Raw genomic sequence first — 13,044 nt, forward strand, 5'->3', positions numbered from 1 at the left:
CTAAACAAAACAAGCCACACCCAAAGGACTGAGTTGATGCCTATCCTACCACCTCTGCCACGACCACAACGGCGCCGCATTCACAAAATCATCCATGCCACCCGTGATAAAGGACATGCTCGTCGCTTGATGGCCATCTTGCTGTTACATGAAGGACGCACGATCACCGATGTTCATCACCTTACCGGCGCTGCGCGCTCGACCATCGGTCGTTGGCTTCGGTGGTATCGAGATGAAGGCATAGATGCGCTAGAAGCCTTACCGGCTGGCCGTGCCCCAGTCTTACCTATCGCCAAGATTGTCACCTTACTGGTGCTGCTCATGCAGTTTTCTCCGCAAGATTTTGGTTATCAGCGCAGCCGTTGGTGTACTGAACTATTGGCTATAAAAATCAATCGGTTAACAGGGCTCAATGTGGCAGCCTCCACGCTCCGCCGATGGTTACCTCGTATGGGCATTGTCTGGCGCAGGCCCGTGCCGACCTTGCGGATAAAAGACCCAGCCTATCAGGAAAAAATGGCGAATATCGACGCCGCGCTGGCCCGCTGTGATGCCGATAATCCGGTGTTTTATGAGGATGAAGTCGATATAGACCTCAATCCCAAATTAGGAGCCGACTGGATGTTCAGAGCGCAGCAAAAGCGGGTTGTCACACCGGGGCAGAATGCCAAGCATTATCTGGCAGGCGTTCTCCACGCAGGCAACGGAAGGGTACTTTACGTCAGCGGGATCAAGAAAAACTCATCGCTGTTTATTGCCATGCTGGAAAAGCTGCGCCACCACTACCGACGAGCCAAAACCATCACGTTGATCCTCGATAACTACATCATTCACAAAAGCAAACAGACCGAGCGATGGTTGAAGAAGAATCCCAAGTTCTGCCTGGTGTTCCAGCCAGTTTACAGCCCTTGGGTTAATCACATAGAACGGCTATGGCACAAGTTACATGAAACCATCACGCGCAATCATCAATGCAGAGGGATGGCAAACCTGCTGGCCCGAGTGAAACACTTCATGGATACCGTGTCTCCTTTCCCGGGGAATGGCTATGGCACAGCGAAGGTGTAGCACTATTGGGATCAGTTATTTAGGAAGGCGACGTCGGCGGTGCGTCCATCAAGCCGGTATTGACGACACAACATCCTGGCTGTCATCGCCACTTCTACACTGTGCTCCAGCAAGCCACCCACATGGTCATGATGATGGTGATGGCTCGCCCTGCCTCGATAAAACCCGGTGATAAAACGCCGGTCACGTAGGATCCCGAGGGAAAAGCGCCGTAACCCGCCGGGCGGTAACATGGCATAGAAGCGCCACAGTGCCTGGATCATCTGGCCATGCGACTCATTGAGGGCCAAACCAAGGTGAAACTCCCACAGTTGACGCCCCTCGTCCCCTGTGATGCCTTCCAGAGCGCGACAACTGCGCAATGTGACAGACTGCTGCTCCATCCCCAGCATTGCCAGTACCAGCTGCCCCGACGGCGCAATAGTTGCCATGCATTTATCTGAGACCGAGACTCGATGGACGGCCTTTGGCGATAACAATTCCCAACACTCATACTCGCCCTCGCTATCCGCCAGTCTGGTTGCCCACATCAGTTCGCCGCAATCCGCATATTCAGTGACGTGTACCATGACCCGCCTCCCCATCGTGTGAATCCCACCTTTCCGCCAGCGCCTTCGAGGCAAGCCGCTGCTGCTCGAATCCCGCCAACATCTGCTCAAAGGCATGCCCATCCCGACCCGACAGATCAGGCACGTAACGGGAATAGACCCGGAATAACATCTGAGTGCTGTTATGGCCCAGTTGCTTTGCTATCCACTCAGGGCTCTCACCTGCCGCGAGCCAGAGCGTGGCGGCGGTATGCCTTGTCTGATAGGGCTTGCGCTTCTCCAGCTTTAACAACGACAGCAATGGGTACCACACCCGATTGGCCACATTGCGATCCTCGAACGGGCTGCCGTGCTTCGTGCAGAAAACAAACCCATCTGGTGAGACCTTGCCATCGTAGCGGTCGCGTTGAGTGAGAAATGCCTGATAAACCTGCTCACTCATCTGCACCGCGCGATAGGAGCCATCGGTTTTCGTCGGGATCAGTTCATTGCGGACCCATGCCTGATACACCAGGATCTGCCGGCGCTCGAAATCGATGTGGCGCCAGGTTAAACCGTGGATCTCGCTCGAACGTAGCCCGGTAAAAAACCGGATGGTGTAATAAGGGCGAAAGTCAGCCCTCACCACTGCCAGCAGTCGACCAATCTCTTCAAGACTGAAGGGCATGATGTTGCTACGGGGGATCTTGAGTGCTCGGATATTGCGCCAGGGCGAGTCAAAACCGAACCGATCTGCCGCATCTGCCAACATCATGCGAAGCGGCGTCATGATGTGGTTGACCCGTGAGGCTGAGATCGGCTTGCCACCTCTCCCGGGCAAACGAGCGATCATTGTCCTGAATGCCAAGATCGCAGACTTATCGATCACGCTCAGCGGCTGATTGCCAAAGTGCGGCAGCAGATGGCAATCAAGAATGTCGCGGATGGTCTCCTGCTGGGAGGTTCGCCACTCGGCCGATTTTTCCTGGTACCACTGCTCAGCAAAATCAGACAACAGAGGGCACCCAGCCCGCAACACGGCTTCCCGCTCGGCCAGTTTGGTGAAGTAGCCACAACGCGGGCTGTTTGGGAAGGTTTTGCAAAAATCAAACTGCCCGAGGGTGATTTGTGCCTCCAATCGTTCACAATACTGCTTCAGTTTGTGGCGATTTTGGCTTGTATCGGGTAACCCAGTGCGCTCACGACAGCGCTTCCCCTTGAAGCAAAAATCGAGGTAAAGCAATTGGTTAAGGCTATATACTGTTGCCATAAGAATCCACCTCCCCTAGCCCTGAAACGACTCGAACATTGCGCTGTGCTTGAGCATTTCCTCTTCGATAGGCTCCCAGAGAAACAACAACTTACGACCGCCAAACGGGCGAATATAGTGCAGCCCTTCGAGCAGGACAGAGTCTTTCAGCTGATTGCGGATAGTACGTGGATCGAACTTGATGCGAGCAGAGAGCTCTTCTGTTGTCAGGTAGGTGTATGCCATAATCATTCTCCAAACGCTGATTTATCTAACTTGGAGATTAAATTGATCTCCTGCAGAACAATTTAAACACAAGAAAACACAATTGCAAGCCATTTTAATCTTCAGGAGATTATTTTGGTTACGGAGAGAGCATGATTAAGTGTCATTTATCCAAGATCATGGGTGAGAAACGGCTAAAAATTGCCGATGTTGCCAGAGAGACAGGACTCAACAGAGGCACAATTACGCGCATGTACAACGAAACTGCGACTAGAATAGAACTTGATGCTATTGAAACATTATGCCGTTATCTCAATGTAAAGATTGAAGATCTGTATGAGTTCGTTGATTAACGATAGCTATCTTTACCAACTGAGAGCTAGGACGCAGACAAAGCGTCAAGTCCTCAACCCGCTTTCGTCGAACACACTTGGCAGTGCAAAAGTGAAGAGCCACGAGCTACCTCAAACGAAACGCATTATGAGGGCAAGAAATGAGCCGAAGTCGACGAAAGACCCCCATGTTTGGCTACACAACAGCGACGTCTGAAGCTGAAGACAAGCGGATTTGGCACAAACGCTGGCGCGCTCAGTTGCGTGGCCAGCTATCACGCGACGCAACGACGGATGACTTTTTGCCAATACTCCAATGCGCCGTTTCGAGCCCTTGGAACATGGATAAGGATGGGAAAAGCTGGTTCAGCCCTCGACAGCAGCGCCGGCAAGCAGAGCAATTCCTGCCCCTTCAGGGCCTATCCACATCAGATGCGCAGCGCGCAGTGGTCAGGCAGCTGGCAAAATGGCGAAGCAAATAGATTTTATTCTATTTCAGCATGTTGCACGTTCAATCTGTAAGCTCACGCGCGGTTTGACGTGCAAAGTCGGCTTTCTTCTTGTTACCTAGCGATACCAGCTCTTGGATGCTCATTACTTTCAGCGCCACGACATAGGCGACTGTCCGTAGCAACGGAGTGCTGTAGCGCGCCATTGGTTTTACCGTGTCAGCATTTTGCTGCCGCTCAGTAGAACGCTGACAGATACCCGCCTCGTCAGGATGAATTATTCGCAGTAGTGCCCGGTTAGCCCCACTTTTTTCAATGAATTCACTCTTCACGCGATAGCGTGAGATGACCTCCCGCCATGGGGCTTTTTCACTCCGTTTGGCGCCACATCGTACCTCGATCGCAATCCGTGTCGCTGGCAGCAGTAATACCGTCACACTCAGGAAGGCTTGCAACATCTGTGGATCCGTGAAGGGGATCCCAGTGTTGCGAGTATTGCTTCGGACTAGCAGATAGCCAATCCATTCGATGAAAGCCGCTCGTTGCTCGCGATAGACCTGGCGAGCCAGTTTAACCACTTTACGGAGTTCGATTTGCTCCTTATGACTGCGCAAGGCTCCAGGAAGCAAATTCAGATGATGTGACGTTGAGTAGAGCAATCGCTGTGCTCCCCGCTGAGTCTTAAATGCTTTAAGTAAATGAATTTTTTCAACTAACTCATCGACCATAGCGGGTGTGAGTTGATAACGATTGAGTTGATCGGTGATATCTTCATGTCGTGCGAACCGTGCGATCAGCTCCAGAGCGGCATCAAAATCCAGCTTGTGTTTAACCAAGGGAGGGTAAGGTGCACACTCCATCAGGACCCAGGAGACCTGTTGAAGATAAGGCGAAAGCGACTGGAGCAGGGCCTCCCGGCAGCGCTGCCATGTCAAGGGCCCCTCCAACCAGTCGTTCTGTGTGAGCTTTGCACGAGACAGCCCGGTGAAGTGGTGTCGCAGTGACAAAGACCAGTCGTACTTGGCCTGCAACAGACACGCTGCATTGACCCAGTGGGTAAAATGCAAATATGAGTGCAACGTCGTCTCCGGGCTCTGATGGCCAGCAAACTGGGCCAGCGCCCAATAATCCCCCTGAGTGGATGAGTGTGTGATGGTCTGGTAGATAGAGGTACACTGTGCGGCCGACCAAGGCAGGAAATGTGCCCACCCTGGCAAACTGTGCAGTGCCAGAGCTTCGTGATGTAGCAGCAGTTGTAGGCGGCTCAATGCCGTATGCCGCAGATGATGGAATGTATAGTATTTCCCACCAACCTGCCGAAGGATACTGGTTAACGGCCCCCTGATCTCTTCATCCGACATCGGTATCAACCAACCGCTCTGTGAGGGAAACGCCAGCGCGTTCGCGTTTTTCGCCTTTCGCGGCCATAACCCAGACAAGTACGCATCCAATCGAGTACGCTCTTCCGGGGTCAGCAAGACCCCCAGGGGGATCTTGCGGGTGGCACTGTCACTCTTGCCATCATCAAGCCGGGTATCGCGGATATATAGCCAGCACTCTGGACTGCGTTCGATATCTTTTAACCTGAGCTTTTGGATCTCGCTCAAGCGCAGTCCAGCACGATAAGCCACGATGTATAACGCGCTCAGACACTCTCGGTAACTCGATGAGGTGTGCGTCATCCGCTCCATTCCACGCAGCAACTGTCGAAAGAGAGGTTCACTGAGATAGGTGGCACGCACATGGGGCCTCTGGCGCTCGCGCGGGACCAGCTCCTCCGGCAATGGGGCCAAGTGGTAACTCGCCACCGCATAGCTGTGCAGGCTGGTCAAGCGTGCAGCCATGTAGCTGACAGCATTCTTTTGGCTAACGGGCGCCTCGGAAGAGGAACTTTCCGGCTCTGCGGAGGAGGATCTTTCCAGGTCCGTCCGTTCAACCGCACCAGAGAGCGCCGGGTCGACGACCAGATTTGAAGTCCCCCCATACTCTTCCAGCAATGCTCGATAACAGCTCAGAAAACGATAGCCATCCCATAAGCCGAGATCATGATCAAAGCACCGAACAAGCCATTGCTGACCACCGCGACTAAGGTAACTGCGCAGCGTCGAAGGCTTGTTTTTGTTCTTTGCGATGCATTGATGTAGCCACCCAACCAGGATCTGCTCTGACTTGCTGAGGGTCTGCTCATTGCGCAACCGGTTCAGTCCTGCGAGGCAGCTTGCCTTAGTCTGCTTGCGAGTCGCGCTCTCCTTTTCCGCCAACACCGTTCGCAACCGAGCCAGTAAGGATGAATAAGGGTGGTCTTCGCCATGGTAGCGCCAACGCTTGGAACTGCCTGCCGTCAGGTTATCGACTAATCCGGTACTCGCCTCCTGCGCCAAACACACCACTTGGTGACCATCCGCAACCGTCGGATGATGCAGTGAAAGCCAGTTTTCATGAGGCAGCGGTACACTGTGTAACGCCCCAGATGCCACATGAGTCAGGATCTGTGGCCAGCGGACCCCGGCTTGCCCACCGGTTACCAGACTCGCCCCTTGGCAAAACTCTTTGATCCCGCGCAGGGGTGCAGTCAGATGTCTCTGGGCCCATAAGCTGAATGTGTCGAGCTCAACGGCAAGCTCAAACGTTTTGCCGCGCCGACGATACCAGCGCTGTACCAACCCCAGAGTCGGCAGGCTTAGGAAAATCTGGAGCTCGGTAACCCCCTTCCCTGCTCTATCGTGCGCATTGGTGGCCAACGCCTTGCTCTCTAACGTCAAAGGCAACCAAACAACTGAGCCATTCGTGCATAATCTTCGCCGCTCAGCGATGGCCAGCATCAGTGCGTGCAAAATCGCCGTCTGGTGTACACCGCAGTAAAACACCGCGCTATGAAGAATGTCGGCCAGTAAATCTTCAGCTTCGATCAGGCTAGTGTCGCGGGCCTCGATCTGTCTATGCCAGTTCAGCAGCGCTTGACTACAGCGCTGCGCTTTGTCAAACCACTTTTCAGTGTAAGGTAGCGGGCGCCGAAGCACCGTCAGGGGGATTGTCGGCAACGGCAACTGCCAATACCCGCTGGTATTGCCCTGCTGCAGGCAAAGCAGGATGGCTCGCAGCCCAGCCTTGAATTCAGACTGTCGCCTATACTTGCCCGTCAACGTGCTCATCGCCAATGGCCACAGATACTCAAACCCTCGGACATCGGCTGGCTCCTTGAATAGGCCGGGCAAATGTTGCAACAGCGCATCCAGTGCTCGACGCTCTATTTGCACCTGAGCACGTTTGAGACGATCCCGACGCATAGCCCGACCAGACCGAAGAACGTTCGCTGCACGCTCATCTTCCTTTCGAAGCTGTTCACGCCAATCGATCAGTGGATTGTCCATTCGCCCATCACCTTCAACCCGAGGGTTTGATGCCATTTGTCCAGCACGTCCGTCAGGGTAAATAGATCGCTCAACGCCGCACTACTGTACTGGTTTGTGAACTCTGTCCCCATCTCCTCATGACCAAGCAGCGCATCGATAAACTCGGTGGCCACGCCTTGCTCCAGCAGGTGGCTGCGCACCGAATGGCGATGCCAGTTTGGCGCCAGGGGCAACAGATTTTCGAACTGCCTCATCATCGAATTTGGGGTGACGATTTCTGTGCCTTCCAGGCTGCCATCTTTGGCCTCGACCGCCCAGAACAGGAGCGCTCCAGCTCCACTCAATGCTTGCTCCGCCGCCGACACTAACGGCGCCAGCAGCGGCTCACGCTGACATGCCAAATATGTCAAATAGCGCTCCCAGGCTTGCAGTTGCTGCACTGCCAACGCTGACAATGGCACCAACCTGGCCGAGCTCACAGATCGTCCCTCTTTGTCTGTCAGCCGGATAAAGCGACTGATGAGGCAGTAATCGCCACGCCTGCCGTACATCTCCGTCACGGGCCTGGCGGCAGTAGAAAGATGGAGGATCAACAAACTGTGGCGCACGAGGAGGTTATGATATTGCGTCAGCGTTGGACGCTGCTGCCGTGACCCACTGAGTCGTGCACAGAGGTACTGCTGATAATTTCCTAGGAGTCGAGCAAGCTCGCCAACGCTAGGATAGAGGCGTGATCCGACAGCTCCTTGTTCTAATTCCGGTGCCAGCACCACCGCGGTCATCCCCATGGAGGCCAAATAACGGCGCCAGATCTGCAACACGTCTTTACGTGGCACATGACTGTAGGCCATAGGGGAACATTGCTGAGCCGCCTTGCCACGCAGGATACCGGCAATGGCGCTATCAATCCCCTCTCTTTGCAACCAAGCACGCTGGTAGTTTTGCAGCTGTCGCATGGTCAAGGCCGTGCCAGCTCGCTCATTTGCTCGCGCTAAACAATCCACCTGCGCGCTACTACTCAATGTCCTCCAACCGTGTCCAACCAATAAATGAGTGGCCCATTTTGGCAAAGGTAGCTGCAAGAATAAGTCGCTCTTTGGCAAAAAAGAGTGCAATTTCCTATGCACTCGGCTGTGGGCAACCTCTACATAGCGTTGTAGATACGCCCCATGAGGAAGCAGCCAAATACCACTGGCATTCTTTGAGGGTCCGTCGTCATCGGCAAATCGAGAGCCAGGAGCAGGCAATTTAATCTCAGTACTCGGCCAGACCGGCAGCTTGTGCAAGTCCTCGCTACTCGTGCCCATCACCAGTTGCAGCAGGATCGACAGCGCCGGCAACGCCGTTTCATCGACCGCCTGAGGCATCAAGGCATCGACGAGGCGTGTGATCTGTGACGCTGTGGCAATCCAAAGGTTGGCCGGCAACTGCAGATGACGCATCGACATGGAGAGCGCTACCGAGGCGCTTTGCAAAACCCTCGCCTGAATATCCATCAACCCCTGTGGCTGAGAGGACACCAGCAGCGTCTGCTGCTCAGGGAGGGTTCCTCGCTCCTCTTCACCCTCCCACTCGGTCAGTTTGACTTTGCCGCGCTGCAGCAGAACCTCCCGTAGCAACAGGATTTGGGTCTGCTCGTCGAGCTGCTCTTGATAACGCGCCTCCAGTTGGAACCGCTGGCGTTCGCCGGTTGACCGGGTACCCGTTTTGATCTCTTTGGCTCGCGCCTTATAGAGTCGGCTCAGTAGGGCCTCCAAGGCCCCTGTATTGACGCTCACCTGCTTGTTATTGGCATATTGCTCTCTCTGGATCTTGATGGCTTGCAATAGCGTCAGTATCGGCTGCGTAAAATCGACCTCAGACAGGGCCTTAATCATCACCTCACGTTGATTGTTCGCCATCAGCCTGACGTTGCGCAGCGCCTCTTCGACCGTTTGGTCCCGCTCGGCAATACCCTGAGAAAAATTGATATGTGATAACGCCAAGACGGCCAGGATCGTCACGGACTTGAGCTGAGCAAATAGCTCACCGTTGAGGCTATGGCCACTACGCAATTCCGCCAAGATGGCGTCAACGAGATAGAATTGGCTGAGTCTCCGATCTTTACTCAACCGCTCACGCATTTGCATGGCCGAGAGTGGCGATGGGGGCAGCATCTCTTTGGATGAGACAGAATCGATCCACTGCAGCTCGGCGGCCAACAACGCGGTCAGTGTTGGATCCAATCCCAGGATCCCCTGACCGCAGGCTTGCAACGATTCAAGGATTTGCCGGTGCCACTCGGCCAACGCCTCCGGAAACACCAGCTGTCGGGTAAGGGAACGGGCGGGTTCAGCGTCAAGACCCTCCACTGCCTGCTCCTGCGAAAGGTCATCACTCATCGGCTAACCTCTGCAAGAAAAAGTTAGGTTCGGGCACCGATACCATCCCGTTCTTTTTGTCTTTTTGCCGGGACTTGCTCAGCGCCTCCTGAGCATGCGCCAGCTGTTCCCGGGACAACCCGCACACCTTGGCCCAATAGTCTTGAGACAACCGCTTCTTCTGAAACCAGTTAAGACGCTGCTCGTCTGTCAGAACGCGATTGAAAATTCGTCGGCTGCATTCGATGAGACGGGGCTCCCCTAACAGCGTCATCAACCTCAGCCACTCCCCGGCCAGATGCTGCTCGACCTCACCCTCATTCAGCCCGCAGGGGATCAATCGTTGCCCAGGCGGCGGTTTGATTGGCGACGGCCAAGACAATACTGGCAACAATGGCCCTACGATCATAAGCGCACTGCCCACATCATCGCCTGACGACAAGGGACGATAGAGAATAATGGCTGACTCCCAGAGCGTATGGAATTGATCGGCAATCGGCAGCCCAGTCTTGAAGCCCAACTCCAACCACGCCTCACGAAACGCGACTAACGCCGGATGGATCTGATAGTTCCCTGACTCCTTCGTCCTCATGTAAACCCCGTGTATCACCCGTTACTAACACATTACATAAAAATGTATTTTGTTTTCAAACAGTTCCTTAGCGATAAACCGATTCAGCCACACACCGAACCTCTGAACCTGCGCATGGCAGGCCTACCGCAGGCAGGTACTGTGAATGAAGTCAGGAATGGAGATGCAATTCACCAAGTGGGTAATCGTCGAGGGAGCGGGATCATTTAGCCGATATGCAAGGGGGAATGTGACTGACTCGGGTGACGTCAATTGAACAATACTTGGCTTTCTCCTGCACATGCTGGACACCGCTGTCGAGCGGTAACGCCTTCAGCGAGATAGGTCGCCATCAAACGACGACGCCATGCTCAATCTGGCCGATGAGATCGATAACTGCCTGAGCTCCGACAGCGGTCGTCAGGAAAGTAGCAGGAGGGTTTCCTCCCAGCGCCCGGGCAGGTTTGTTCAACCACTCAAGCGCCTTCCCCCTGTCCCCCTCGAACAGCGACTCCGCAGCCTCCATCACACTAACGAATGAATAGATACGGGCACTCTGAGCGCGGGACAGCAGGGCCGCCGCAGTGCGCTTGCGTGTCACCGTCGAGCGGTCAATGCCAACCAGCTGACAGACTATCTTGACGTCGCAGCCCAGCAACGCAGCCAGTTCATTGACGATGGAGGGAGCCATTCCAGCCACAATGAGATGATGCGCCCCCACAAGCTCCTGGGGCAAGGCCAGCGAGGCCATCAGCCCCTTCGGTTGGCGGATCTGGCGAACAGAACGATAAGCAGCGTAGGACATGGCGAGGCGGCTCCCTGTATCATTGCGCCTTTAAACTAGCCCATCTAAACCATACCATCAACGATGCAGGACTCTTTCAAACCCCAAACGTTAACCTATGAAGCCACCGCAAAACTGCGCCAAACTTGCCACTAAAACTGGCGCAGTTTAGTTAACTGCGCCAAAATGGCGCCATATATATGAAAAACGCGCCAACAAACACGATGTCAGCGACCACAGACCTACTAGAGACTATCAGGGGATCCGAAAGCGGATTGACGCTGGCTGAACTGCTGGGCCGCCACCCGAGCATAGCCAGACGCACCGCACAGCGCCTGATAGCCAAGCTGATTGAAAGCGGCCACATCACAGCCCAAGGCGAAGGACGGGCTCGCCGCTATCATGCTGACTCCGAGAGCCATACCGAGCCCCGGATAGCCAAGGTGGACAGTTTCCCCGCGTTCATCCCACTCTCTGCCGACAGCCTGGATATCCTTGCCTATATCGACCAGCCCCTCCCAGCCCGCAAGCCCGTGGGCTATCAGCATGATTTCTTGCAGGCATATCATCCCAACGAAACCTGTTACCTGTCCGAATCACTGCGCCGTCAGTTGCACAACATGGGCAAGACCACAGACATCGATGAGCCTGCCGGCACATACAGTCGAGCGATCCTGAACCGTTTGTTGATCGACTTATCATGGGCATCGAGCCACCTGGAAGGTAATACCTATAGCAGGCTCATGTACAGGACCTTAAGCGTTGAGTCCCTTTAAAACTCCTTCCAAGGTCCTGTTCTGTATCGATTTTCTCTGCTTGGTTCGGCAAGCGTTCTTGGCCAAATAATCAGCTGCCCATTCCAGTCTTTCCCTTATTTCTGTCAGCGCTCTATGGGCCACTGCTTCCAATAGCGGCAACCACCATGTCGTACTGTTCTTTGACGCTTTCAACATCGATAGCTTCCCTGTCATCACACTCTGCGCGACCCGCCTTTTCATCACCAGCGACAGCAAACTCGTCCACACCAATCCCTCGGCGATGGCTTTCTCCCCCGTCACAAACCCCTTGAGCCGGTTGTGCGATTTCCACTCTTTAAATAACAACTCCACCTGCCAACGGCAGCGATACAGGCTCATCACCTGCTCTGCTGACCATGCCGCTCGCGGCAGGTTGGTCATCCACAAGCAGAACCGCTTTTCCTCGGCAAACCAGCGTCGGATCAAGCGGTACTCGACCTTGCCGGACTTCACCACCATATCCAGCACCTCGGCCCGACAGCGCCGCCGTCCTGCCTCTTTCAGTGACAGTCCCGCCAGTTTTGGCACTTCCCGCCCATCACCGCGCCAGGCCTGGATTATCTTGGGGTTCAGGCTTTGCGTTCCTCGCACCAGATAAAATCCGCCAGCGTCGTTCACCTGCTCAAACCAGGCCCTGTCAATGTAACCCGCGTCAGCCAGCAGCAGGCAGTTGGCCAGCTTGTGAGCCTCAGGGAGAAATTGCCGCTCCCCTGCGGTATCGGCAGACACACTCATGCACAGTGGGCTCTGCTCCGACAGAGACATGGTCATATGGCACTCGATAGCCGCCGGACTGATGGTCTTGAACCGGCCGGGAAAGTCAGCCGCCAGACGCCGGTGCACCGCGAAGGAGGTGCCATCGTGCAATAACACCTGCTTGAACGCGCCGAGGGAGGCCGCTTTGAGTTGATGGTCGATACGCAAGGCGATGGCCCGTTCGACCAGCGCTTTCATAAACAGGGCAAAGCTCTCTTTACGCAGCTGATTGTGAAACGGTTTGTAAGAAACCTGATGCTCTTTCGTCAGCTGCAAGGCATTGAAATGACGGTGTAAGCTGGCAATGTCATTGACCTGGTCGCCCCCCATGGCCCGCAACAGTGCAGGTACGAGCATGGCAGGGGTAATGGCGCGCTGACGCAGACAAAACTTGCAGAGCCGAGCAATGCGCTCGAGTGCGGCGGGAGCCAGGAGTTGCTCCAGATAGTGATTAGCATTAATAATGGTCATAGGCTTCGCGCGTGTTGATTTTGTTTGGCGATAAAATTAGATCACAAACGAAGCCTTTTTTATATCTATTTCAATTGGTTGGCGCTAAAGATCCTGTACATG

At 54.5% G+C, this 13,044-nt stretch carries 11 protein-coding genes; 3 read left to right on the plus strand and 8 right to left on the minus strand.

The window, feature by feature from the left end:
* Positions 1–36: 36 nt before the first annotated feature.
* Complete coding sequence (locus AB5Y64_RS09875; RefSeq protein ID WP_001809438.1) at positions 37–1,068, plus strand: IS630-like element ISAhy2 family transposase; 1,032 nt, start codon at positions 37–39, stop codon at positions 1,066–1,068.
* A gap of 11 nt (positions 1,069–1,079) precedes the next feature.
* On the opposite strand, the gene AB5Y64_RS09880 is transcribed toward AB5Y64_RS09875, so the two are convergent.
* From AB5Y64_RS09880 to AB5Y64_RS09890, 3 genes are read right to left on the minus strand one after another with little or no spacing between them, the layout of a single operon-like run.
* Positions 1,080–1,637 carry a TraI domain-containing protein gene (locus AB5Y64_RS09880; protein WP_368203701.1) on the minus strand — a complete coding sequence of 186 codons (558 nt, stop codon included), beginning with the start codon at positions 1,635–1,637 and terminating at the stop codon, positions 1,080–1,082.
* Positions 1,621–2,865: a tyrosine-type recombinase/integrase gene (locus AB5Y64_RS09885; RefSeq protein WP_010674969.1), complete on the minus strand. Its 1,245-nt coding sequence runs from the start codon at positions 2,863–2,865 to the stop codon at positions 1,621–1,623. Before AB5Y64_RS09885 ends, AB5Y64_RS09880 begins: the two co-directional genes overlap by 17 nt.
* 15 nt (positions 2,866–2,880) lie before the next feature.
* Positions 2,881–3,090 (minus strand): hypothetical protein, encoded by a 210-nt coding sequence (locus AB5Y64_RS09890; RefSeq protein ID WP_021140683.1) that lies wholly within the window; start codon positions 3,088–3,090, stop codon positions 2,881–2,883.
* A 131-nt stretch (positions 3,091–3,221) separates the two neighbouring features.
* Between AB5Y64_RS09890 and AB5Y64_RS09895 the strand changes: the two genes are divergently transcribed.
* Complete coding sequence (locus tag AB5Y64_RS09895) at positions 3,222–3,422, plus strand: helix-turn-helix transcriptional regulator (protein WP_010674971.1); 201 nt, start codon at positions 3,222–3,224, stop codon at positions 3,420–3,422.
* A 490-nt stretch (positions 3,423–3,912) separates the two neighbouring features.
* Here the strand turns inward: AB5Y64_RS09895 and AB5Y64_RS09900 are convergent, their stop codons facing one another.
* From AB5Y64_RS09900 to AB5Y64_RS09915, 4 genes are all read right to left on the minus strand, one after another.
* Positions 3,913–7,221 carry a tyrosine-type recombinase/integrase gene (locus AB5Y64_RS09900; RefSeq protein ID WP_053288388.1) on the minus strand — a complete coding sequence of 1,103 codons (3,309 nt, stop codon included), beginning with the start codon at positions 7,219–7,221 and terminating at the stop codon, positions 3,913–3,915.
* A complete protein-coding gene (locus AB5Y64_RS09905; protein WP_041205618.1) occupies positions 7,206–9,584 on the minus strand; it encodes a site-specific integrase in 2,379 nt (792 codons plus the stop codon). The genes AB5Y64_RS09900 and AB5Y64_RS09905 overlap by 16 nt, the downstream gene beginning before the upstream one ends.
* Positions 9,577–10,155: a hypothetical protein gene (locus AB5Y64_RS09910; protein ID WP_024941319.1), complete on the minus strand. Its 579-nt coding sequence runs from the start codon at positions 10,153–10,155 to the stop codon at positions 9,577–9,579. The genes AB5Y64_RS09905 and AB5Y64_RS09910 overlap by 8 nt, the downstream gene beginning before the upstream one ends.
* 331 nt (positions 10,156–10,486) lie before the next feature.
* On the minus strand, positions 10,487–10,939 hold the full coding sequence (locus AB5Y64_RS09915) for an antitoxin Xre/MbcA/ParS toxin-binding domain-containing protein (RefSeq protein ID WP_021140686.1): 453 nt from the start codon (positions 10,937–10,939) through the stop codon (positions 10,487–10,489).
* A gap of 254 nt (positions 10,940–11,193) precedes the next feature.
* Between AB5Y64_RS09915 and AB5Y64_RS09920 the strand changes: the two genes are divergently transcribed.
* On the plus strand, positions 11,194–11,694 hold the full coding sequence (locus AB5Y64_RS09920) for a hypothetical protein (RefSeq protein ID WP_368203705.1): 501 nt from the start codon (positions 11,194–11,196) through the stop codon (positions 11,692–11,694).
* Here the strand turns inward: AB5Y64_RS09920 and AB5Y64_RS09925 are convergent.
* Positions 11,674–12,942 (minus strand): IS4-like element ISAeme3 family transposase, encoded by a 1,269-nt coding sequence (locus AB5Y64_RS09925; RefSeq protein ID WP_041205731.1) that lies wholly within the window; start codon positions 12,940–12,942, stop codon positions 11,674–11,676. The two genes, AB5Y64_RS09920 and AB5Y64_RS09925, sit on opposite strands and share 21 nt — an antisense overlap.
* Positions 12,943–13,044: the final 102 nt, after the last annotated feature.

The sequence above is a fragment of the Aeromonas sp. R5-1 genome, from assembly GCF_040908265.1.
Classification (GTDB): Bacteria; Pseudomonadota; Gammaproteobacteria; order Enterobacterales; family Aeromonadaceae; genus Aeromonas; species Aeromonas caviae.